The sequence below is a fragment of the Exiguobacterium sp. s35 genome (genome assembly GCF_018617535.1).
Classification (GTDB): domain Bacteria; phylum Bacillota; class Bacilli; order Exiguobacteriales; family Exiguobacteriaceae; genus Exiguobacterium; species Exiguobacterium aestuarii.
Map to the genome: position 1 here is coordinate 1,800,472 of NZ_JACSKI010000001.1, position 20,875 is coordinate 1,821,346.

The following is a 20,875-nucleotide window of genomic DNA, read 5'->3' on the forward strand; positions in this document are numbered from 1 at the left end:
ACGGAATGAAAAAACATCATGTCAGACGAATTTATCCTACATGATAAACATATAGGAGTCGTTACAGCAGGATTACAGTTTATTAAATATTCTGTGGCTACTGTAAAGGTGCGAGCTCCTGTGCCAATCGGATATACTCCAAAAAGAACTGAGCAATCAACGAACCGAAGACGACTGCTACGAGAACGCGCAAGACAGCTGCTTGCGGGCTCCTCACCTGATTGAGCAACTTGTCCCATTTGACGGGTAAGAGTGCCCACCAAGCGACGTAAATCGCTATGACATAAATCGCTAGCGAAAGTACGGTATTCACCATCGACGATTCCCCTCTTTTCTAAAATTCGTACCATTTTCAATCATATCATGTCATGTTAGAGAAAAAAAGACACAGTGTCTCAAGCTTCGAGCGGTTTAGACCATTCGACCAACTCACTTTCTCCACAAACACACCAAAAGGGACGTCATCCGCAGTAAGGTCTTACTACAGTAATTGACGCCCCTCACATATTTCAAACATTATTCACTCGATTCGTCAAGGCTACGTGACCATCGAATCGCTTCGACATAGTATTGAGCCCAATCTGAATCTGTGTTATGAATAGGGATTGTCAACCGCTCATAGGCGATGACATCCTCGAGTAACATCCGCAATCCATTGGGTTCTCCGAGTAGCGCAGACTTCACAGGAGGCGCTACAGGAAGCTCTGCGATTAACGTTTGCATCGCCTCATCGAGAATGACGTCGAGCGATGAGAAAATGCCCGTGATGAAGGCATCGAACGGAGAGACATCACTGCTTGTATCCTCTGCAATCAATTCCATCATTTTTCCTCGAATGACACTCTGTTTGATCAATTCCTTCGATTCGGACGTCTGCATCTCGCGAAGTAACATCAGATAAGACCATCGTTTCAATTCATCGAGCCCGATTCGTGCGACAGCTTGCTCAATCGATTGAATCGTTCGACGTCCTTTCTGATACACCGTATTGACCGAACGAAGCATCTTATAGGACAAATCTACGCTACGTTCGATTTGGGCTGAGATGCGACGAAAACTCGGTTCTGGACGATCTAGTTCTTTTAACACCTCGATGAGCGTATGGCGCAACGGATGCACCTCTGCTCCGTGTACGACAATCGGTCGGCTGAAGAAGTACCCTTGGAACATCTTATACCCTAATCGTTTCGCAATTTCATACTCTGCAGGCGTCTCAATTTTTTCCGCTAAAAACTCGACGCGGTGACCGAGTGCATCGATCAGCTTCTGCTGTTGCTCCACTGGTGTGGCTTGATAATCAATTTTAATGATGTCAGCCAAGCCGATTAATGGACGATATTTTTCTTCAAACACGAAATCATCGAGCGCGATCGTGTACCCTTGGCGTCTGAGCGAACGAAGAGACTGCAACACTTTTTCGGTCGGTTCGACGTGCTCGAGCACTTCCACGACGAGTGATTGACGAGGCAATAACGATGGCACTTCCCCTTCAATCAACGTCTGTGGAAAATTGATGAATGCCCTTGTCCCTTCTGTTAATTCCCGAAAATTAAAGACGAGATAGGCGTTATGAATCACGTCAGCCGTTGCTAACGAATCATCGACATTCTCGAAAATGTTATTTTCGCTGCGGCGATACAACAGTTCGTAGCCGCAAACGCGTAATTGTTGGTCAAAAATCGGTTGTCGCGCAACGTAAACTTTCATTCCCTACTCTCCTTTACGATCCATTCCCACCTTTATTATCGGTCACCGTCTCTATATTTTTTACTATTTCCATGATTTAGGTTTGTGACGAAAGACCTATCTTGTCCGTCAAATACAAAAAAACTCCCACACTTTCGTGTGAGAGTTGTTGTTATTCTTTCATATCGCGAATGCTCAAGCGGTTGATCGCTTTTTTGAGCGCAAGTTCCGCACGACGGAATTCGAGTTCTGAGAGCTTCGTGTCTTGGAGACGGCGCTCGGCCCGAACTTTCGCCGCAGAAGCGCGGTCATAGTCGATCTTATCCGCCATTTCGGCTGTTTCAGCTAAGATCGTCACCGTATCGGGACGAACTTCCATGAAACCGCCGCTGATTGCGATCAGCGTGCGTCCACCATCTTCGTGGCGCAGTTTGAGAACTGAGACGTCGAGTGGTGTCACCATCGGGATGTGCTTCGGTAAGATACCGAGCTCACCAGTGACCGATTTGGCGATGACCATTCGTGCGTCCCCTTCAAAGGCTGCACCATCCGGGGTGACGACGTTGACGTGAACAGTATTCATCGTCTAGTTTCCCCCTTCCGCGTAGGTCTTAGACCAACGTCTTCGCTTTTTCGATGACGTCTTCGATTGGACCAACGAGACGGAATGCATCTTCAGGAAGATCATCGTGTTTACCTTCGAGGATCTCTTTGAAGCCGCGTACTGTCTCTTTGACTGGCACGTACGAACCTTTTTGGCCCGTGAACTGCTCAGCCACGTGGAAGTTTTGTGATAAGAAGAACTGAATACGACGTGCACGGTGAACCGTGAGTTTGTCGTCTTCAGACAACTCGTCCATCCCGAGGATTGCGATGATGTCTTGAAGTTCTTTATAGCGCTGAAGCGTCTGTTGAACGTTACGCGCGATTTCGTAATGCTCTTTTCCTACGATTTCAGGAGAGAGGGCACGTGAAGTCGATGCGAGTGGGTCAACGGCTGGGTAAATCCCCATCTCCGAGAGACGACGCTCAAGGTTTGTTGTTGCATCAAGGTGGGCGAACGTAGTTGCTGGAGCCGGGTCCGTATAGTCATCGGCTGGTACATAAACCGCTTGAATCGATGTTACCGATCCTTTTGCAGTCGATGTGATTCGCTCTTGAAGCATACCCATTTCCGTAGCAAGTGTCGGCTGGTAACCTACCGCCGATGGCATACGTCCGAGAAGGGCCGATACCTCAGAACCTGCTTGTGTGAAACGGAAGATGTTATCAACGAAGAGAAGAACGTCTTGTCCTTGCTCATCACGGAAGTATTCTGCCATTGTCAAACCAGTCAAGGCAACACGGAGACGTGCGCCAGGTGGTTCGTTCATCTGACCGAATACCATCGCTGTTTGTTTGATAACGCCTGAATCCGTCATCTCGTGGAACAAGTCATTTCCTTCACGCGTACGCTCACCGACTCCTGCGAATACAGAAATCCCGCTGTGCTCTTGCGCGATGTTGTTGATGAGTTCCTGGATGAGGACGGTTTTCCCTACACCGGCACCACCGAAGAGGCCGATTTTACCACCTTTGATGTATGGTGCGAGAAGGTCGACGACTTTAATCCCTGTTTCAAGGATTTCAACTTTCGTTGACAATTCGTCAAATGTTGGCGCTTGACGGTGAATCGGTGCACGAAGCACGTCAGCTGCCACTTCTTTATCATCGATTGGGTTACCGAGAACGTTGAAGACACGTCCAAGTGTCATTTCTCCAACTGGTACCGAAATCGGTGATCCTAAGTCAAGTACTTCCATACCGCGGCGAACGCCGTCAGTTGAGTCCATCGCAATCGTACGGACCGTGTCGTCACCAAGGTGAACAGCTACTTCGAGCGTCAAGTCGACACTAACATCGTCTGCTGTCGCTGCCACGTGAGTGACTTTGAGAGCGTTGTAGATGTTCGGTAAGTGGTTGTCGAACTTAACGTCGATAACTGGGCCCATGACTGCGACTACGCGGCCTTTCATGCCGTATTCGTTCATCGTGTTAGCCTCCTACAATCTAGAGAGCGTGCGCTTATTCAAGCGCCGACGCACCTCCGACAATCTCTGTGATTTCTTGTGTGATCGCTGCTTGACGCGCGCGGTTGAATTTGAGCTTGAGTCCGCGAATGAGTTCATCCGCATTGTCTGTCGCACTCGACATCGCCGTCATCCGTGCTGCGTGCTCCGATACTTTCGCATCGAGCAATGCGCCGTAGATGAGTCCTTCCGCATAACGTGGGAGGAGCGCCGCTAAGATCGTTTCTTCTTCTGGTTCGTATTCATACATCACATTGGATGCGGACTGTTCGATATCCCCAAGCGGGAGCAATTGTTGAATCTTCACTTCTTGGCTGATGACCGAGATGAACGAGTTGTAGCAAAGCTTCAATTCATCAATCTCGCTCTCGCTGAAGGCACCAACCGTCTGCTTGACGATTTCTGCGACTTCAACAAAAGTTGGTTGGTCGTTTAGCCCTGTCATCGCGCTATACACCGGGATGTTGCGTGACTTGAAGAACTGGACACCGACTTTTCCGATTACGTAAAGACGATACTCATCTGTTGATGTGTGCTTGTCTTTCAGTTCACGGTACACGTCACGCAAGACGCTGGCGTTATATCCACCTGCGAGTCCGCGGTCTGACGTGATGACGATGTAACCAGTCCGTTTGACGGGACGTACTTGAAGCATCGGGTGTGTCGCGCCTGATGTACCACCGGCGATCGACGAGATGACTTCTTGCAACTTGTCCATGTACGGCTTGAAGTTGGCGTTGTTCCCTTGGGCCCGGTTCAACTTCGATGCCGACACCATGTTCATCGCTTTCGTGATTTGCTTCGTGCTTTGGGTCGAGGTGATCCGCATCTGGATCTCACGTAATGATGCCATTTCGATTCACCACCTTAATAGACGCTCGTCACCGGATTAAACCGATGGCGAGAACGTCTTTTTGAATTCCGTAATTGCGTCGACCATTGCCTCGTCTGAAGGAAGGTTTCCTGTCTGACGGATTTCACGGCAGAGGTCTTTACGGTTTTGGTCGAGCCATGCGTTCATTTCTGCTTCGAAACGACGGATGTCTGTGACTGGGATGTCATCGAGATGACCTTTCGTGAGTGCGTAGATGATGATAACTTGCTTGTCTACAGAAAGCGGTGCGTTCAAGTCTTGTTTCAAGACTTCAACTGTACGCTGACCACGGTTCAACTTCGATTGTGTCGCTTTGTCGAGATCTGACCCGAACTGAGCGAACGCTTCGAGCTCACGGTATGACGCGAGGTCAAGACGAAGTGTACCAGCAACTTTCTTCATCGCTTTCACCTGTGCCGAACCACCAACACGTGATACCGAGAGACCGGCGTTGATCGCTGGGCGTACCCCAGAGAAGAAGAGGTCCGACTGAAGGAAGATCTGACCGTCTGTGATCGAGATAACGTTTGTCGGGATATATGCTGAGATATCCGATGCTTGTGTCTCGATGAACGGAAGTGCTGTCAATGAACCACCGCCGAGTTCGTCGTTCAACTTCGCTGCACGCTCAAGAAGGCGTGAGTGGAGGTAGAAGACATCCCCTGGGTAGGCTTCGCGGCCTGGAGGACGGCGGAGAAGGAGCGAGAGCTCACGATAAGCTGCCGCTTGTTTCGAAAGGTCATCATAAACGACGAGGACGTGTTGTCCGCGGTCCATGAAGTACTCACCCATCGATACCCCTGCGAATGGTGCGAGGTAAAGAAGTGGTGCCGGCTGTGATGCCGATGCCGAAACGACGATTGTATAGTCGAGTGCGCCGTTTTGACGAAGCGTCTCTACTACGCCACGTACAGTCGATTCTTTCTGACCGATTGCAACGTAGATACAAATCATGTTCTCTTCTTTTTGGTTGATGATCGCATCGATGGCAACAGATGTTTTACCTGTTTGACGGTCACCGATGATGAGCTCACGCTGACCACGACCGATTGGAACGAGGGCGTCAATCGCCTTAATTCCTGTTTGAAGTGGTTCGTGAACCGATTTACGTGCCATAACGCCGTAAGCTTTACGCTCGATCGGGTTATACGTGTCAGTCACGATTGGTCCAAGACCATCGATTGGTTGTCCGAGCGGGTTCACGACACGTCCGAGGAGTGCCTCACCGACTGGAACTTCCATGATGCGGCCTGTACGTTTGACAGAGTCGCCTTCTTTAATGCCTTTGTAATCGCCAAGGATGATAATCCCGACGTTACCTTCTTCTAAGTTTTGCGCCAAGCCCATTACGCCGTTAGAGAACTCTACGAGTTCCCCCGCCATAACGTTATCGAGTCCGTGTGCACGAGCGATACCGTCACCTACTTGAATGACTGTACCTGTCTCGCTGACTTCGATTTCAGAACCGTACGAAGCGATTCGTTCTTTTAGCAGGGCGCTAATTTCTTCAGCTTTGATTGTCATTGAATTCACCCCTATTTCTTACGCATTCAACAATTCACGCTCGAGGCGTGTCAATTTCGTTTCGATCGTATCATCGTACGTCGTGTATCCGACTTGGACACGGAGTCCACCGATGACTTCTTCATCGACGACGTTCTTCAATTGGAGCGTCTTCCCGAGCTTCTGTCCGAAGACGAGTTCGACGTCTTTCAAGTCTGTTGCCGACAACGGGTAGGCGCTAGTGACAATACCCTCTGCAATCCCACGGTAGTCGTTGATGAAATCGCGGACGTAACGTGGCAATGCGCGAACCTCTGCCGCACGGTCGTTTTCGACCATGACGAGAAGTGTGTTCACGACAATCGCCGTCATATCACCAAAGCTGTCTTTTAAAAGCTGTACAAGCTCGCTGTCACTGACTGCCGGATTCGTTAAGAGATCCATGAGTTCAGGAGTCGCGTGGAGCACTTCATCGAGCAGACGCACTTCCGCTTCGACTTGGTCGAGCGTGCCTTGTTCCCGCGCTAAGTCGAAGAGTGCTTTGGCATAGCGTTTTGCTAATGATGCGTTCATCAGTTCGCACCTTTCGCTTTAGACAGGAAGTCTGTGACGAGGGCACGTTGTTTCGCTTCATCGCCTTTAAGGTCTGATTGAAGGACGTGGCGTGCTGCCGAGAGCGCCTGTGTGACGACTTCGGTTTGAAGTGATTGTTTCGCAAGCTCGCGCTCACGCTCAATCGCCTTCTCTGCCTCGATTTTAATTTGTTCAGCTTCCAAACGCGCCTGCTCCACCAAGCGTGCTTGTTCTGCTTCTGCTTGTCGACGGCTTGCGTCGAGCATTTCTTTCGACTCTGTACGTGCCGCACTGAGTGCATCACGTTGTTCGACGACATAGTTTTCCGCATCTTTGCGGCTCTTTTCAGCGAGTTCAATCTCGTTCGCTACATACTCTTCACGCTGTCTCATCATTCCAAGGAGTGGTCCCCAAGCAAATTTCTTCAACAGGGCCAAGAGTACGAGGAATGTGAAAATTGTAAAGATCATATCCAGAATGCGGAGGCCTTCGCCGCCAGCACCAGCTGCAATCATCATCGTATCCATGCATACCCTCCTCTTGACTAAATAAGTGAGGGAGACGTGCTCCCTCTCATGCTATTCTCGTTAACTCGGAATCAAGAGTTGAGGAGAAGGAAACCGACAGCCACACCGATGATCGGGAGGGCCTCAACCAAACCGATACCGATGAACATTGTTTGACGAAGTTCGTTTTTGAGTTCTGGTTGACGTGCTTGTCCTTGTACTGTTCCGTATACGATCAAACCGTTACCGATACCAGCTGCGAGTGCTCCAAGACCGATAACAAGTGCTGTTGCGAGAAGATTAAGTTGTTCCATTGTGTATATTCCTCCTAAAAGTTAAGTAAATAATTTGTTTGTAACGCTTTGGCGAGATGTCCGAATCAATGTTCGGCCGAAGCTTTGTGCCCGATGTACACCATTGCAAGCGTCAGGAAAATGTAGGATTGGATAACCCCGATAAAGATTGAGAAACCTTGCCATAGAATCATTGGGAAGACCGCAAAGATTGCGCCGAGCGGGTTTAGTGCTCCTTCGGCTGTAATCGCGAGTCCCAAGATGATGGTAATCATGATTTCACCGGCAAAAATGTTACCGTATAGACGCAAACCGAGCGTCAATGTGTTTGCAAACTCCTCGATCAATTTGATCGGAAGTAAGAACCAGACTGGTTTCACGAATTCCGCCGAATAGTGCTTGAATCCGTGTAGCTTCACCCCGTAGTAATGCGACATTGCAACGACGAGTGTCGACAACGCCAAGGTTACGTAAGGATCGGCCGTCGGTGAGTTGAACCACAGATAGTGTCCGGAAATGACGTTAAACGGTAGACCCATCAAGTTTGAGAAGAGAATGAACAAAATCAACGTCATCCCAAATCCGATAAAGCGTCCTCCTGTCTTCCAGTCCATCGCACTTGCGATGATTCCACGCACGAACTCCGCGAAGAATTCCATGAAGTTTTGTTTGCCAGTCGGCTTCATAGCCAAACGTCTTGTCCCCCAGAGTGCGAACACGAAGACGAGTAACGCTGCTATTAGCACTGTAATGACGTTCGTCCAGCTCCCGTATAACGTATAGTCCCCAAAGTTCAGAGAATATGTGGGAAACTCATGACCCATTAATATTCACCTCTTTTCCTGCTGAGCTGGGCAAGTGTGAACTCGCCAAATTGTATGATGTGGCCGGCGATTAGACCAGTTACCACCGCGATGACGGACACTCGATCCTCATAGAGAAGACCGACTATCACTGCTAAAGCACCGACCGCCATTCTTGAAACGGTCCCGTGCGACTTTGGTCGTCGTCCATGCTCGATGACGTCATACATGCGAATGACGCTTCGATTCTGCATATGTAGAATGATGAGACTTCCGACCCCGCCAATGAACAAACCGAGAAATACGGCTTTATACATCGGGATGATGAATGCGCCGACTAGCAAAATCGCAAACCAGACGGTAAACCATTTCGTATAACGCTTCATCAGTTCTTTCTGTGCTTTTCTGTCTGCTTGAATCGTATTCATTCGTCCTCTCCTGTCAATAAACTCCGAAGGGTGAGAACTAGCGCCGTAATCCCGAGCACGAGCCCGAGGATGATCGACACATTCCAACCGAACGTGCCCCAAAATTCACGTCTTTCGCCGTATTGTCCGACGAGATAACCGATGACGATCGGTCCAGCAAGTGCTGTCGAAATTTGTGAAGCGAGCGAGGCGTAGGATAGGTAACGATTGTCTTTTTTCGCCATCCTGGTCCCCCTTTCACACATGGTGCGCTTCTCAGTTCTTCACAGATTCACACTCGCGTGACCATCAAAAGTCACACAAGTTCAGAGTAATAGAAATGGCATAAGAAGTCAATGAATTTCACAATTATAAAAGCGCTTTAAATCAAGTCGTATCAATAGTTTTACGCACTTCATAAAGTAAACGATTGATGCACTTTTTAAAGAAAGTGTGAAGAAACGTTGAAATAAAAATGTTGACTTTATAACATTTCACAAACGGAATCAGATGAAGAATAGTTCAGTTATACCCCCACGTTTTGGAAATTTCAATCCGTAAACGTTTACGTTCACAAAGAGTTACGAAACGGTCGTTGACTTCATTTTGAAATCGTTTTCAACGTCCTGTTTCAGTATACCGAGGATGTTTTTGCCATGTCGAGCGATTTTGCCCATTTTTTTGTGAGGAATCTCATCGTTCTTTTTGGACGCATTTTCACGCCACGTCTAAACGGAAAATTGCGCGATTACATTTAAATAAGAAAGAACAGCATTTATTCGTCTCACATATCGATTCTCTGCCGTTCACTTTTGTGTCTATTTTGTGACATCTTCAAATGACAAATATTATTCGAGAAACATCATGAAAAAAAGCGAAAATCGCATAGACGATTCTCGCTTCAATCTTACTTCGTACCAAACAAACGGTCACCCGCATCCCCAAGTCCAGGAACGATATAACCGTGATCATTTAATTTTTCATCGAGTGCTGCAAGATAAATTTCTACATCCGGATGTTCTGCTTGTACACGTTCTACGCCTTCTGGTGCTGCACAAAGACAAGCCAACTTAATTGACTTCGCTCCGTGTTTTTTAAGAGCAGCGATGGCATCAGCGGCTGAACCACCCGTTGCGAGCATCGGATCGACGACGATGAAGTCGCGTTCCGTCACGTCTGTCGGGAGTTTCAAGTAGTATTCGTGTGGCTCAAGTGTTTCCGGATCACGATAGAGACCGATATGGCCAACTTTTACGTTCGGCATCATTTTGAGGAACCCATCCACCATACCAAGTCCTGCACGTAAAATAGGGACGATTCCCAATTTCTTGCCGGCAATCATCTTTTGAGTGGAAACAGAGACCGGTGTCTCAATTTCTACGTCTGTTAGGGGTAGGCTGCGCGTGATTTCGTATGCCATAAGTGAAGAAACTTCGTCGACGAGTTCACGGAACTGCTTCGTCCCCGTCTCTACTTTTCGCATAATCGTCATTTTGTGCTGAATCAAAGGATGGTCATAAACATGTACTTTTCCCATCTTGCTTCACTCCTCTCTCATTCTCTCTCGAGCATTGTACCCTAACTCTGTTGAGATGGGTAGAGCCAACTTCTATTTTCTCAAAGGTCAGACGCCATGAACGTCAATTGGCTTGGAAATAGTCGTTTGCAGGAAGTTCGTAAGACCGTGACGTCTTTTGGTCAATCAAGTAGAGCTCAGTTTCCGTTTTCCATACATCAAACGACTGTTTGGTTAATTCTTGGTACAAATGTAACTGTCCAACGTTGACCGCGTCAGTCGGCTTCTCGCGCATTGGAACGTGAGACAATTCATCAAATAGTTCTTGGGTTTTTGGTCCGTCTAGCCAGACTGTATCACGCTTTGATTCGAAGACGGCGAGTTGCATCTCGTCATCGATTGGTCGGGACGACATCTTGTTCGGGACAGGTCGACGAACGTGTCCCCAAATCTCAAGAACAGTCCCATATGTTTTAGATAGCGCAAGTGAAGTCTGTTCAGAAACATCTTCTTCAATCGGTTGCTCGGATAGGATGATCCGCTTCATTAGTTCTCGATGATTTCCTTCTAGAGAGAGTTCCTCTTCTTTTGCATCGACTTTCATATACGGTGCTTCGTACATACTCGGAAGAACAAGTTGTTTAAGCGATGGTTCCTTCCCGATTTGAAGAGCGATTCGGTTGTCGGCCCGTTTCGTCAAAAAGACATAGCCCTCATTTTCTCCACTTTGAAACGGGAACAGTTTCGGTTCGACAATCGGATCGAGCGTTCGTCCGTTCCGAATTGTCTCGAATGTCACGTAAAGCGCACCCGTATCCGGGGTCGTGTAGCGGAATGCCGAATCCGCAATCACCGCTTCATGAGTATCGTTCATCTTAAAAGCGCTCGTAATTTCTTTCATGTCCTCGACGCGATCGAATTCAATCGTCGAGACAACCTCTGACTCGATGAACCGTTCTTTGTCGAGTGCTTCGAATTCTTGAATCGGTTCAATCGCAAACGTTCGCTCCATCAATTGGTTGCTGTTTGCACAAGTGAGATATCGTTCTTCCCCCGCGGCAAAGTACTTCACATTTTTATAGCCGAGGGCTTCGTAAAGAGGATGACGGAATGTCACTTCCGCCACCTTCGCCCTACGCTTCGGTAAGACATCGGTCGGTCGTTGCTCACAGTATGTAAGAAGTTTCTCTTTTGTTTGTTCGGTTAATGTCACCTCAGGGTCTTGTTCGACTCGATAAGATGACAGAGGACGTAATTCAATCGCGTTTAACGTCTCGGCCCCACATCCACTCAACAAGATACAACTGAGTAAGATTCCCCAGTACGTCCGCATTGATGTTCCCCTCATTCCCAATTCGGTGAAAACCACCTAAATTTTTCTTGTACATCATAACATATAACCTATTTTTGTGATGATTTCAGAATTATTACGTTTCGAATGTCCGTTTCGAAAATTTCATGACGATACAAAAAAAGAACTAACCGGTTAAGATTAGTTCTTCTTCGTCACTTGATTAATCGTTTTCGCGCTCATCTTCACTAGAGTCATCTTGAGATGAGTCGTCTTGTGAGGAATCGTCTTGCTCATATTGGCCGTCCTCAGATTCATTGTCCACTTCGATGACTTCTTGATCCCTATTCAATTCAAGTTTGACGCGATCTCCAACCCGTGGTGTGTCGTCGTCGATTTCAGAACGTGAAGCGAGTCGATACGTTTCGTCTGTTCCATCGATGTTAATCGTGACTTCTTGGTCTGTGAGTTTGACGAGCGTTCCAGTAATGTATGCATCGTCATCTCCGCTCTCACGGTCCACTTCTTTCACTTCATCGCTTCGATTCAATTCGAGTTTCACGCGGTCGCCAACTTGCGGTGTGTCGTCGTCGATTTCATGCGTTTGTGCCAAGCGATACGTCGATTCTTTTCCATTGAAGCTGATTGTGACATCCTCTTTTGTCAGACTCACAAGTGTCCCGTATAGTTCATAGTCATCTTCTACTCGTGAAGATGATGAATCGTCTGATGCGTTGACGTTTGAATCTTCTGAGGGTGACGCGTCGTCACTTGCTTGATTGATGGCTTGTGGGACAATGACTGTGTCGGTCTGATTCCCACTCACATAAAGCCCGATTCCTACAATTGCCATGACGCCAAGTAAAGCTCCGATGATCCAGCCGATGCGTTTCATGTTCATTTCCTCCTCGTGATATGTTCTTCTTATTTTCATCATAAGCCTCGTATGTGAGAACGCATTTAAGGCTTCATTAGAAGTTGATGAGAAAATACGAAATGTTCATCATCGAGTGAGGAAAAAGACACTGCCGTCAGGGTCATTGGGTTTGCTTCCGATCGCCCACCCATTCAAATTCGCGACTTCTTTGGCAATCGCCAACCCAAGTCCACTCCCGCTTCGATCTCTGGCTTCATCCAACCGATAAAATCGGTCGAACAGACGAGCTCTTACCTCTTCTGTTAAGATTGGTCCCCTGTCGCGTACTTCGATGCGATCACTTGTCAGGTGGAGACTCGTCTCTTCTGCATATTTCAAACTATTATCGATCAAGATGACAAGAATACGTTGTAGCGATTCACGATGCCCGTACCAACTGCCGTTCGCTTTGATTGGAACGTGCGCGCCATGCGAGCGTAAAAATCTTTCCGTCAACACTTCCGCAAGTTCAACTAAGTCGATGTCTTCCTGGTCGACCTGTTCAAGTGAGGCGAAGCGATTTAATTCCAACATCGGTTCAATCAAGTCGTTTCGCATTTGTCGCGACTCGGTCAAAATGTGGTCGATGGCCTCAGCACGGACACTCTCATCTTCTTGTCCCCAACGTTGCAATAATTTCGCATATCCTTCGATAACGGTCAGCGGTGTTTTTAGTTCATGTGAAACATCGGCGACGAAACGTCGCTGTTGTTCCATCGTTCCCTCGACTCGTTCAATCATATGATTGAATCCATGTGATAAGGTCATCACCTCGTCCTTTCCATCATCGACGGCAATCGTTTCTAACTTGCCCGATTCCGTAATGCGCTCCATCGTCTCGGTCAATCGACGTAACGGTAACAACCCTTGGCGTAAAATCCACCATGTTCCGAGGAACGTCAAAAGGACCGCAAGGAAAAACATGACGAGAAAAATCGTCGCCAATGCTTGAATCGTGTCACTCACCGCCCGGTCTTGAAATCCGAACGCCAATCCATCTGTCGTGGCGACGACAAACCAGTCATCAATGAGTGCAGGTTCGCCGTAATTGATCGGAAACGTCGTTCCGTCCGGCACCCCTCCGCCAATGATGCCCCACTCTCCGTTTTCTTGACGCTCTAAGACGACACTATCTTCGTGAAGGGACAGTACCGCATCACTGTTTCGAACGTCTTCTTCCAACAGGTTTAACGCTTGTTGTAACACGTCAAAACGTGAATCGACAATCTCCTGCCTAGCGACGAACCATGTCGTGCCAAACGAGATGAGAAGGAGCAACAACATGAAGCCCGTCATCGCCCAAGCGATTTTTGTCCGTAACATGCTCACTCACCACGCTTTAACATATAGCCGACGCCTCGGACGGTTTGAATCCAAGAACCGGTCAGTTTCTTTCGGACGTAACGAACATACACGTCCACGACGTTCGTATCACCGAAGTAATCAAATCCCCATACATGTTCGACGAGTTGATCTCGTGTCAACACACGCTCAGGGTTCTCTAAAAAGAAGACCAACAAATCAAACTCACGCCGTGTCAAATCAACTTTATTTCCCTCGCAATACACCTCATGCCGATTCACATCGACTTTGAGTGTCTCATAGGTCAGGACATGTTCGGAATGGTCCTGTCGAACAAGCTGGCGCATGCGTAAAAACGCCCGGATTCGAGCGAGCACTTCTTCTATTTCGAACGGTTTCGTGATGTAGTCATCAGCACCTAGGTCAAGCCCGCTCACTTTGTCATAGCGGTCCCCTCGCGCCGTCACCATGAGAACGGGCAACAGTGGTCTCTCTTCCTTCAATCGACGGACCACCTCGAGTCCACTCATTTGAGGCAGCATGATATCAAGTAAGACGAGGTCGATGTCGTCGGCGACGGCCCGTTCTAAACCGCTACGCCCATCTGTCGCCACGACGACTTCATACCCTGCATGCTTCAACTCCAACTCCAGTAACCGTGCGATTTTTGAATCATCTTCTACGACCAGAATCGTCTGCATCCTGTTCACCCCTTTGAAAAAACGCCGAGCGGACCGCTCGACGCATTATGATTCATTTCCCGAAATCAATCCGCAAAAAACAGACGGACGTCTTCTGGGATTGCTGATTCTACTTGTCTTTCGAGACGGTCTTCCCATTGATCCCACGTTGCATCCACTTGCTCGATTTGCTGCTCGATGCCCGTTGCCGCGACCGACAGTTGCGCGAGGCTTGATTGCCCCGGGGTCGTAAAGAACAAGAAACCGGCAAGTCCGATTCCCATCAGGCCGATTGCCAATAGACTAGTTCCAATTGTTTTCAGTAAACGTTTCATACACGCATCCCTCCTATTCGCATCATACGATGCGAAAATGAGAAATCGTGGTGAGCTTTATTAGAATTAGGCGAGAATACTCCGACTTCTATACGTTAAAGACAGGGCTTGTATGAAAGGGGGAGATGAATCGTCGGTCCTCTCTTCGGGTAAAATATCCTCAAAGGGGGTGAATGTCATGTTGAAGCACAAGGGCTATAAATTCCAGATCTATCCGACGAAGGAACAGGAGGTTCTGATCGCTAAGACAATCGGCTGTTCCCGGTTCGTGTTCAACCATTTTCTGTCGAAATGGGACGCGGCCTATGAAGCGACTGGCAAAGGACTGTCGTATGATGCCTGCTCGAAAGAACTTCCCATACTCAAGCAAGAATTCAGTTGGTTGACAGAAGTGGACAGCACGGCCGTTCAGAACAGTGTCAAACACCTGGCCGACGCGCATAAGAAGTTCTTCAAGAAGAAGGGAAATCATCCCCGTTTCAAGTCGAAGCGAAACCCCGTCCAATCCTATACGGCGAACATCCAAGGCAAGTCCCAGATCCCCGAGGTCTCGATCGTCGGGAATCAACTCAAACTCCCCAAGCTGAGATGGGTGCGTTTCGCCAACTCGAGACAGGTCGAGGGTCGAATCCTGAACGCCACGATCCGACGAACGGCCTCGGGCAAATATTTCGTCTCCCTGCTTGCAGAGCAGGAGATCGGTGAACTGCCGAAAACCGCTTCATCGGTCGGCGTCGACGTCGGGTTGAAGAACTTTGCTATCCTATCAAACGGAACCGTATACCAAAACGACCGTTATTTCCGTACGCTCGAGAAGAAGCTGACAAGGGAGCAACGCAAGTTGTCCCGTCGTCAGCGCATCGACCTGAACAAGAAGGTGAGACTCTCCGAGGCGAAGAACTACCAGAAGCAGAAGCGGAAGGTTGCCCGCATCCATGAGAAGATCGCCAACAGACGCACCGACTTCCTGCACAAGGTGTCGACCGAGATCGTCAAAAACCACGACGTCATCGGCATCGAGACCCTGCAGGTGAAGGACATGCGGAAGAACCGAAAGTTGAGCAAGTCGATCTCCGAGGTCAGCTGGTCGGCGTTCTTCCGCATGCTCGAGTATAAGGCCGACTGGTACGGGAAGACCGTCGTGAAGGTCGGGAAGACCTTCGCCTCGAGCCAGCTCTGTTCGGGTTGCGGCCATCGACACAAAGACGTGAAGCATCTCGGCTTGCGTGAATGGACATGCCCGAACTGCGGGGCCTACCACGACCGTGATGTGAACGCAGGACTGAACCTCAAACAAGAAGCCGAACGCATCTTGGCTTCTTCAACCGTCGGGACGACGGGGCTAGCCTGATTAGGTTCCGACTGTCAGGTCGGATAACTCAGGAATCCCCCACCTCTCAGCGAAGCGTAGGTGGGGGTAGTTCAATAGAATTTCATGAGAAAAGGCGTTGCTTGCGCAACACCTTACTCGTCGAGCACAGATTTTGCAATCGGCGCCCAATACGTTCCTTCCATCTCTGACACGGTCGTCAGCGTATCCCGATAAGCAGGATCGTCCGCTTTTTTCTCGGCGATTCCTTTCATCCAGAGGACATCTGCCTTGTACCCAGACTCAGGATAGGATTCGAGATAAGCCGCATAGTCAGCGATTGTCGCTTTGCCTAACTTGTTGTCGACAAGGAGTCGATAAAATCCGACGGCCTGTTCTTGACCTGCTTTCGCTTTCCCGTCGAGCAACTGTTCAGCTTGCTCATACTGTTTGTCTTGTACGAGCGCTTCGACCTCCGCTAACGGAACGACGTCCGGCGCTGGAGTCGACTTTTCTTCCGTCGCATCACTTGGCGCTTCTTCTTGATCTTGTAGCTGCTCATTTTCCTTCTCGAGTCGGGCGACTTCCGCTTCGAGTTCCTTCAGACGCTCCGCCATCGCCTCTTCCTCCGTCACCGTCTCGACGACGACTTGGTCCGTCTCGCTCGGCGGCACAATCGGAGGTTCAGCATCTGGCCAAAAGATGAGCGCGGCGGCAGCAAGCCCGACGACGAGCGGAAGACCTAACCATTTCTTATCAAACTTGAACGCCTGTCGCCACTCGGCTAAATCCGAATGCTGGATGACGGCCGTTGAGAACGAACGAAAGCGGCGCTTGGCCGCTTTTTTCCCGTTCGCTTTCACTTCTAGCGCAAGACCTAGTCGATGGAACGCTGCGGGCACTTTCATCCCGAGGAGTGGTACAATCCGTTCGCTCGCTTCTTCGTAATAGCCGTGGTCGAGGAGCGTCGTAATGACCCCGAACTCGCTGGCGACAAGACGGAAAGACGGATCGTGTTCCCCTTTACGAGCCAACCATTCCGTCATATCGATCAATGGGAGTTCGGAGAGCTCTCGTTCTGCTAGTGTCCGGATGTCCATTGACTCAGCCTCGTTCTGGGTAAAGTGGGAACTTCGCAGTTAACGTTCGCACGTCTTGGAGTGCTTCTGCGAGTACCGACTCGTCTTCATGATGTTTGAGTACACGACCGATCAGGCGTGCCACTTCTTGCATATCGTCCTCTTTGAAGCCACGCGTCGTCATCGCTGCCGTACCGAGACGGATTCCGCTTGTGACGAATGGTGATGCTGGATCGAATGGGATCGTGTTTTTGTTGACCGTGATCCCTGCAGCGTCGAGCGCATGCTCCGCCGCTTTCCCTGTGATGTCGATTCCTTGAAGGTCGACGAGTAAGAGGTGGTTGTCCGTTCCGCCCGATACGATTCGGAGCCCTTCTTCTTCAAGACCAGCCGCAAGTGCCTGTGCATTGGCGATGACTTGACGCTGATACTCTTTGAATTCTGGTTGGAGTGCCTCTCCGAACGCGACTGCTTTCGCTGCGATGACGTGCATCAGCGGTCCACCTTGAATTCCTGGGAAGATGGATTTGTCGATTGCTTTCGCGAACTCTTCCTTACAAAGAATCATACCGCCACGTGGTCCACGGAGTGTCTTGTGCGTCGTCGTCGTGACGAAATCCGCATGCTCGACTGGGTTCGGGTGAAGACCTGCTGCCACGAGTCCAGCAATGTGTGCCATATCGACCATGAGATATGCATCGACACTGTCCGCGATTTCACGGAACTTCGCGAAGTCGATTGTGCGCGGGTAAGCCGAAGCTCCTGCGACAATCAATTTTGGTTTATGTTCTTTTGCGAGTGCTGCGACAACGTCATAGTCGATGTGTTCTGTCTCTTTGTCTACACCGTATTCGACGAAGTTATATTGCACACCAGAGAAGTTGACCGGGCTACCGTGCGTCAAGTGACCACCGTGTGAAAGGTTCATCCCGAGCACCGTGTCTCCTGCTTCAAGCACTGTGAAATAGACCGCCATGTTTGCTTGTGCACCTGAGTGTGGTTGTACGTTCGCATGTTCTGCACCGAACAATGCTTTCGCACGGTCGCGCGCCAAGTTTTCAGCGACGTCGACAAACTCACAGCCGCCATAGTAACGGCGTCCCGGATATCCTTCGGCATACTTGTTCGTCAATACGCCTCCTTGCGCTTCCATGACCGCTTCTGAAACAAAGTTTTCTGAAGCGATGAGTTCGATGTTGTCGCGTTGACGACCGAGCTCGTGTTGCATTGCCTCAAACAATTCCGCATCCTGCACTTTTAACTTCGTCGTGTTTACCATGTGAAGACCCCCTCTAAATGTCTAAAAATCAACACCCCCATCGTACCACACGCATCTTTTTTTGGGTATCGCTATAATCAGGTGAAAAGATGGGTATCATTAGAAAGAATGTAACTGTGAGGAGGTCACTTCATGATTGAGACAAAAGACATTACAATTACCCCGTTTGAACGTAGCCGGACGGTCCGAATCTACACACCAGCAGATTACGAGACATCTGAGAAACGTTATCCCGTCCTCTATATGCATGACGGGCAAAACTGTTTCGCAGACGAGGAAGCGAGCTACAACATGAGTTGGCGCGTCGGTGAATACTTAGACGCCTCGAAACGCGACTTGATTGTCGTCGCCATCGATAGCGCACCTGGGGAAAAACGACTCGATGAGTATGGACCGTGGGAAAATCCGTATATCGGGGATAGCCTGCTCGGACGCGACATCGTCCTCGGTGGAGAAGGATCGGCATATATCGAATATATCGCCCAAGAATTAAAACCGATGATCGATGCCGACTATCGGACTCTTCCCGACGAAACAGCGATGATGGGGAGCTCGATGGGGGGACTCATCTCAATCTATGCAGCATGTGTCTATCCAGAGATCTTTAAACGCGTCGCCTCTTTATCATCTGCCTTCTGGTTCAATCAAACTGAGCTCGAACAATTGATTGAGGTGAGCGACTTGAAAGGTGTCGAACGTCTCTATTTAGACGTCGGTGCTAAAGAAGTCGAGGAACCGATGGAGAACGGACCGACGAACGAGATGTATCGTGAGTCGAGCGAACGCGTGTACAACTTGTTAAAAGACAAAGTCGAGCACATCCGCTTCGAAGTGATCGAGGAGGGCGTTCACAATGAGCTCGCCTGGCGCGAGCGCTTCCCGATGGTCGTGTCGTATTTGTTTGGCGAAGAACTATAATCACAAAAAAAGCATCGCATTCGGTCGAAAAACCTGAATGCGATGCCTTTTTCATTTGTTCGGGTATTGAGCTCGTGGTCCACCGATCAGTTTCGGTCTCGTGACCGCGAACGTGACGTACGCTTCTCCGAGATGTTTCGACGATAATCGGACCGGGATGGCCACTGGTTTCAAATGCATCCCGATCAATGTCGAGCCGATATCAATCCCCGCATCCGCTTGAATCGATTCGACGACACATGGTTCCTCGAAGTTCGCATATGCCTTCTCTGACATCGCCCCACCCGCCGATCGGACAGGGACGACCGTCACTTCTGATAGACCAAATTGCTTGAGCGTCCGCCGTTCCACGGTGAGCGCACGGTTGATGTGTTCACACCCTTGAAACGCCAAATGGACACCTGTTTTCTTTTTGAATTCAAGGAAGGCCTCCATCAACTCTTCTGCGACGTCGATGGACCCAGCCTTTCCAATCGTTTTTCCAAGCACTTCACTCGTGGAGCATCCGATGACGAGAATACGCTCATCATGTAACGGGAAGCGTTCATGAAGCTCCGTTAATAATCCGAGAAGTTCCGTCTTCATTGAGCTCACTTCGATTCGTAAGCGCTCATCTTGTCGACACGGTTTGAATGGCGTCCGCCTTCAAAGTCTGTATCGAGCCACGTCGCCACCAAATCGACCGCAAGGCCAGGTCCGATGACACGCTCACCCATCGTCATGATGTTCGAGTCGTTATGCTGACGTGTCGCTTTCGCACTGAACGAGTCGTGAACGAGTGCCGCACGAATCCCTTTAACTTTGTTCGCTGCGATTCCGATTCCGATCCCTGTCCCACAAATCAAGATTCCACGATCGAATTCGCCTGCTGCTACAGCTTCGGCGACCGGAATCGCTACGTCTGGATAGTCAATCGAGTCGGCAGAGTGCGTACCAAAGTCTTTATACTCATGTCCGAGTTCCTCAAGCAATGCTACGATATCTCTCTTTAAGTTGAAGCCGCCATGGTCGGCGCCGATTGCAATTTTCATTCGTTCATTCCCCCGTCTTCTTTGGTAGGCGTCTCGGTGGTTTCGTCACCTTTGACCCATCATTCGTTAATTTTAACACAAGTCGATTCACGAGTGGCTCGAGTTCGTTTCGCACTTGGCGATACACATTCATCGAACCGCCGAACGGATCGTTGATGTCTCGCTCAAGCCCTGTCACGAATTCGTAGAGCGTGTACGTCCGCTCTGCCAAATCCGGGTATGTATCCCGAATTTGTTCGCGGTGCGCACGTGTCATCGTCAAGATGATGTCCGCCCAGTTTCCTAGCACCTCATCGAACGTCTGGGTGACATGATCGAGCTCAATCCCACGTTCTCTGAGAACTTGCAGTGCATTTTCAGAAGCATCGAATCCTTGCATCGTTCGTAGACCGGCTGAGCGAATATCGAACTCGTCCCCTGTCATTTTCGAACGGAGCAAGGCCATCGCCATCGGGCTTCGGCACGTGTTGCCACTACATATGAATAATACGCGTTTCATTGACAT

The 20,875-nt window shown here is 49.3% G+C and carries 25 protein-coding genes; 2 read left to right on the forward strand and 23 right to left on the reverse strand.

Annotation, left to right across the window (positions count from 1 at the left end):
* Nucleotides 1–97: 97 nt before the first annotated feature.
* The 18 genes from KNO75_RS09095 to KNO75_RS09180 all read right to left on the reverse strand — a co-directional run bounded on the left by KNO75_RS09095 (nucleotide 98) and on the right by KNO75_RS09180 (nucleotide 14,754).
* The gene (locus tag KNO75_RS09095) at nucleotides 98–316 is read right to left on the reverse strand and encodes a DUF1146 family protein (protein WP_214792940.1); all 219 of its coding nucleotides are present in this window, start codon (nucleotides 314–316) and stop codon (nucleotides 98–100) included.
* Nucleotides 317–516: 200 nt separating this feature from the next.
* Entirely contained in the window at nucleotides 517–1,707 is a 1,191-nt protein-coding gene (locus KNO75_RS09100; protein ID WP_214792937.1) for an EAL and HDOD domain-containing protein, read from the reverse strand.
* 151 nt (nucleotides 1,708–1,858) lie between these two features.
* On the reverse strand, nucleotides 1,859–2,269 hold the full coding sequence (locus tag KNO75_RS09105; protein WP_012727354.1) for a F0F1 ATP synthase subunit epsilon: 411 nt from the start codon (nucleotides 2,267–2,269) through the stop codon (nucleotides 1,859–1,861).
* A gap of 28 nt (nucleotides 2,270–2,297) precedes the next feature.
* The gene (gene atpD / locus KNO75_RS09110; RefSeq protein ID WP_159562971.1) at nucleotides 2,298–3,716 is read right to left on the reverse strand and encodes a F0F1 ATP synthase subunit beta; all 1,419 of its coding nucleotides are present in this window, start codon (nucleotides 3,714–3,716) and stop codon (nucleotides 2,298–2,300) included.
* 34 nt (nucleotides 3,717–3,750) lie between these two features.
* Nucleotides 3,751–4,608: an ATP synthase F1 subunit gamma gene (gene atpG / locus KNO75_RS09115; protein WP_074035890.1), complete on the reverse strand. Its 858-nt coding sequence runs from the start codon at nucleotides 4,606–4,608 to the stop codon at nucleotides 3,751–3,753.
* A gap of 36 nt (nucleotides 4,609–4,644) precedes the next feature.
* Nucleotides 4,645–6,153, reverse strand: coding sequence for a F0F1 ATP synthase subunit alpha (gene atpA, locus KNO75_RS09120; protein ID WP_214816485.1), 1,509 nt, complete (start codon nucleotides 6,151–6,153; stop codon nucleotides 4,645–4,647).
* A gap of 18 nt (nucleotides 6,154–6,171) precedes the next feature.
* Complete coding sequence (locus KNO75_RS09125; protein ID WP_214821275.1) at nucleotides 6,172–6,705, reverse strand: F0F1 ATP synthase subunit delta; 534 nt, start codon at nucleotides 6,703–6,705, stop codon at nucleotides 6,172–6,174.
* Nucleotides 6,705–7,232, reverse strand: coding sequence for a F0F1 ATP synthase subunit B (atpF, locus tag KNO75_RS09130; protein ID WP_074035884.1), 528 nt, complete (start codon nucleotides 7,230–7,232; stop codon nucleotides 6,705–6,707). The genes KNO75_RS09125 and atpF overlap by 1 nt, the downstream gene beginning before the upstream one ends.
* Before the next feature lie 71 nt (nucleotides 7,233–7,303).
* Entirely contained in the window at nucleotides 7,304–7,525 is a 222-nt protein-coding gene (gene atpE / locus KNO75_RS09135) for a F0F1 ATP synthase subunit C (protein ID WP_012727360.1), read from the reverse strand.
* Nucleotides 7,526–7,590: 65 nt separating this feature from the next.
* Nucleotides 7,591–8,328, reverse strand: coding sequence for a F0F1 ATP synthase subunit A (atpB, locus tag KNO75_RS09140; RefSeq protein WP_214786286.1), 738 nt, complete (start codon nucleotides 8,326–8,328; stop codon nucleotides 7,591–7,593).
* On the reverse strand, nucleotides 8,328–8,735 hold the full coding sequence (locus KNO75_RS09145) for an ATP synthase subunit I (protein ID WP_214786284.1): 408 nt from the start codon (nucleotides 8,733–8,735) through the stop codon (nucleotides 8,328–8,330). The genes atpB and KNO75_RS09145 overlap by 1 nt, the downstream gene beginning before the upstream one ends.
* Nucleotides 8,732–8,959 carry an AtpZ/AtpI family protein gene (locus tag KNO75_RS09150; RefSeq protein WP_214786282.1) on the reverse strand — a complete coding sequence of 76 codons (228 nt, stop codon included), beginning with the start codon at nucleotides 8,957–8,959 and terminating at the stop codon, nucleotides 8,732–8,734. Before KNO75_RS09150 ends, KNO75_RS09145 begins: the two co-directional genes overlap by 4 nt.
* Nucleotides 8,960–9,621: 662 nt before the next feature.
* Nucleotides 9,622–10,251, reverse strand: a complete 630-nt coding sequence (gene upp / locus KNO75_RS09155; protein ID WP_074035874.1) for a uracil phosphoribosyltransferase — start codon at nucleotides 10,249–10,251, stop codon at nucleotides 9,622–9,624.
* Between the two features lie 103 nt (nucleotides 10,252–10,354).
* On the reverse strand, nucleotides 10,355–11,563 hold the full coding sequence (locus KNO75_RS09160; protein WP_214821278.1) for a hypothetical protein: 1,209 nt from the start codon (nucleotides 11,561–11,563) through the stop codon (nucleotides 10,355–10,357).
* A 181-nt stretch (nucleotides 11,564–11,744) separates the two neighbouring features.
* Nucleotides 11,745–12,416: a S1 domain-containing protein gene (locus KNO75_RS09165; RefSeq protein WP_214821280.1), complete on the reverse strand. Its 672-nt coding sequence runs from the start codon at nucleotides 12,414–12,416 to the stop codon at nucleotides 11,745–11,747.
* Nucleotides 12,417–12,524: 108 nt separating this feature from the next.
* Entirely contained in the window at nucleotides 12,525–13,760 is a 1,236-nt protein-coding gene (locus tag KNO75_RS09170) for a sensor histidine kinase (RefSeq protein ID WP_214821282.1), read from the reverse strand.
* 2 nt (nucleotides 13,761–13,762) lie between these two features.
* Nucleotides 13,763–14,440 (reverse strand): response regulator transcription factor, encoded by a 678-nt coding sequence (locus KNO75_RS09175; RefSeq protein WP_214821284.1) that lies wholly within the window; start codon nucleotides 14,438–14,440, stop codon nucleotides 13,763–13,765.
* Nucleotides 14,441–14,505: 65 nt separating this feature from the next.
* On the reverse strand, nucleotides 14,506–14,754 hold the full coding sequence (locus KNO75_RS09180; RefSeq protein ID WP_214821286.1) for a hypothetical protein: 249 nt from the start codon (nucleotides 14,752–14,754) through the stop codon (nucleotides 14,506–14,508).
* A 178-nt stretch (nucleotides 14,755–14,932) separates the two neighbouring features.
* On the opposite strand from KNO75_RS09180, the gene tnpB reads away from it, so the two are divergent.
* Complete coding sequence (gene tnpB / locus KNO75_RS09185) at nucleotides 14,933–16,105, forward strand: IS200/IS605 family element RNA-guided endonuclease TnpB (protein WP_214821288.1); 1,173 nt, start codon at nucleotides 14,933–14,935, stop codon at nucleotides 16,103–16,105.
* 113 nt (nucleotides 16,106–16,218) lie between these two features.
* Here the strand turns inward: tnpB and KNO75_RS09190 are convergent, their stop codons facing one another.
* The gene (locus tag KNO75_RS09190) at nucleotides 16,219–17,163 is read right to left on the reverse strand and encodes a hypothetical protein (RefSeq protein ID WP_214821290.1); all 945 of its coding nucleotides are present in this window, start codon (nucleotides 17,161–17,163) and stop codon (nucleotides 16,219–16,221) included.
* A gap of 4 nt (nucleotides 17,164–17,167) precedes the next feature.
* Entirely contained in the window at nucleotides 17,168–18,421 is a 1,254-nt protein-coding gene (gene glyA / locus KNO75_RS09195; protein ID WP_214786268.1) for a serine hydroxymethyltransferase, read from the reverse strand.
* A 132-nt stretch (nucleotides 18,422–18,553) separates the two neighbouring features.
* Here glyA and KNO75_RS09200 point away from each other — a divergent pair, with 132 nt between their 5' ends.
* On the forward strand, nucleotides 18,554–19,339 hold the full coding sequence (locus tag KNO75_RS09200; protein WP_214792911.1) for an alpha/beta hydrolase: 786 nt from the start codon (nucleotides 18,554–18,556) through the stop codon (nucleotides 19,337–19,339).
* 51 nt (nucleotides 19,340–19,390) lie between these two features.
* On the opposite strand, the gene KNO75_RS09205 is transcribed toward KNO75_RS09200, so the two are convergent.
* From KNO75_RS09205 to KNO75_RS09215, 3 genes are read right to left on the reverse strand one after another with little or no spacing between them, the layout of a single operon-like run.
* Entirely contained in the window at nucleotides 19,391–19,933 is a 543-nt protein-coding gene (locus KNO75_RS09205; RefSeq protein ID WP_483298001.1) for a TIGR01440 family protein, read from the reverse strand.
* Complete coding sequence (rpiB, locus tag KNO75_RS09210; RefSeq protein ID WP_214694546.1) at nucleotides 19,930–20,370, reverse strand: ribose 5-phosphate isomerase B; 441 nt, start codon at nucleotides 20,368–20,370, stop codon at nucleotides 19,930–19,932. Before rpiB ends, KNO75_RS09205 begins: the two co-directional genes overlap by 4 nt.
* Nucleotides 20,371–20,374: 4 nt before the next feature.
* Complete coding sequence (locus KNO75_RS09215; RefSeq protein ID WP_214694549.1) at nucleotides 20,375–20,875, reverse strand: low molecular weight protein arginine phosphatase; 501 nt, start codon at nucleotides 20,873–20,875, stop codon at nucleotides 20,375–20,377.

Coding starts and splice junctions, on each gene's coding strand:
- tnpB (WP_214821288.1), top strand. CDS start 14,933: ATGTTGAAGCACAAGGGCTATAAATTCCAGATCTATCCGACGAAGGAA.
- KNO75_RS09175 (WP_214821284.1), bottom strand. CDS start 14,440: ATGCAGACGATTCTGGTCGTAGAAGATGATTCAAAAATCGCACGGTTA.
- glyA (WP_214786268.1), bottom strand. CDS start 18,421: ATGGTAAACACGACGAAGTTAAAAGTGCAGGATGCGGAATTGTTTGAG.
- atpE (WP_012727360.1), bottom strand. CDS start 7,525: ATGGAACAACTTAATCTTCTCGCAACAGCACTTGTTATCGGTCTTGGA.
- KNO75_RS09190 (WP_214821290.1), bottom strand. CDS start 17,163: ATGGACATCCGGACACTAGCAGAACGAGAGCTCTCCGAACTCCCATTG.
- atpA (WP_214816485.1), bottom strand. CDS start 6,153: ATGACAATCAAAGCTGAAGAAATTAGCGCCCTGCTAAAAGAACGAATC.
- atpD (WP_159562971.1), bottom strand. CDS start 3,716: ATGAACGAATACGGCATGAAAGGCCGCGTAGTCGCAGTCATGGGCCCA.
- KNO75_RS09105 (WP_012727354.1), bottom strand. CDS start 2,269: ATGAATACTGTTCACGTCAACGTCGTCACCCCGGATGGTGCAGCCTTT.
- KNO75_RS09100 (WP_214792937.1), bottom strand. CDS start 1,707: ATGAAAGTTTACGTTGCGCGACAACCGATTTTTGACCAACAATTACGC.
- rpiB (WP_214694546.1), bottom strand. CDS start 20,370: ATGAAAATTGCAATCGGCGCCGACCATGGCGGCTTCAACTTAAAGAGA.
- KNO75_RS09145 (WP_214786284.1), bottom strand. CDS start 8,735: ATGAATACGATTCAAGCAGACAGAAAAGCACAGAAAGAACTGATGAAG.
- KNO75_RS09215 (WP_214694549.1), bottom strand. CDS start 20,875: ATGTCAATGAAACGCGTATTATTCATATGTAGTGGCAACACGTGCCGA.
- atpF (WP_074035884.1), bottom strand. CDS start 7,232: ATGGATACGATGATGATTGCAGCTGGTGCTGGCGGCGAAGGCCTCCGC.
- KNO75_RS09150 (WP_214786282.1), bottom strand. CDS start 8,959: ATGGCGAAAAAAGACAATCGTTACCTATCCTACGCCTCGCTCGCTTCA.
- upp (WP_074035874.1), bottom strand. CDS start 10,251: ATGGGAAAAGTACATGTTTATGACCATCCTTTGATTCAGCACAAAATG.
- atpG (WP_074035890.1), bottom strand. CDS start 4,608: ATGGCATCATTACGTGAGATCCAGATGCGGATCACCTCGACCCAAAGC.
- KNO75_RS09125 (WP_214821275.1), bottom strand. CDS start 6,705: ATGAACGCATCATTAGCAAAACGCTATGCCAAAGCACTCTTCGACTTA.
- KNO75_RS09165 (WP_214821280.1), bottom strand. CDS start 12,416: ATGAAACGCATCGGCTGGATCATCGGAGCTTTACTTGGCGTCATGGCA.
- KNO75_RS09170 (WP_214821282.1), bottom strand. CDS start 13,760: ATGTTACGGACAAAAATCGCTTGGGCGATGACGGGCTTCATGTTGTTG.
- KNO75_RS09095 (WP_214792940.1), bottom strand. CDS start 316: ATGGTGAATACCGTACTTTCGCTAGCGATTTATGTCATAGCGATTTAC.
- KNO75_RS09200 (WP_214792911.1), top strand. CDS start 18,554: ATGATTGAGACAAAAGACATTACAATTACCCCGTTTGAACGTAGCCGG.
- KNO75_RS09160 (WP_214821278.1), bottom strand. CDS start 11,563: ATGCGGACGTACTGGGGAATCTTACTCAGTTGTATCTTGTTGAGTGGA.
- KNO75_RS09180 (WP_214821286.1), bottom strand. CDS start 14,754: ATGAAACGTTTACTGAAAACAATTGGAACTAGTCTATTGGCAATCGGC.
- atpB (WP_214786286.1), bottom strand. CDS start 8,328: ATGGGTCATGAGTTTCCCACATATTCTCTGAACTTTGGGGACTATACG.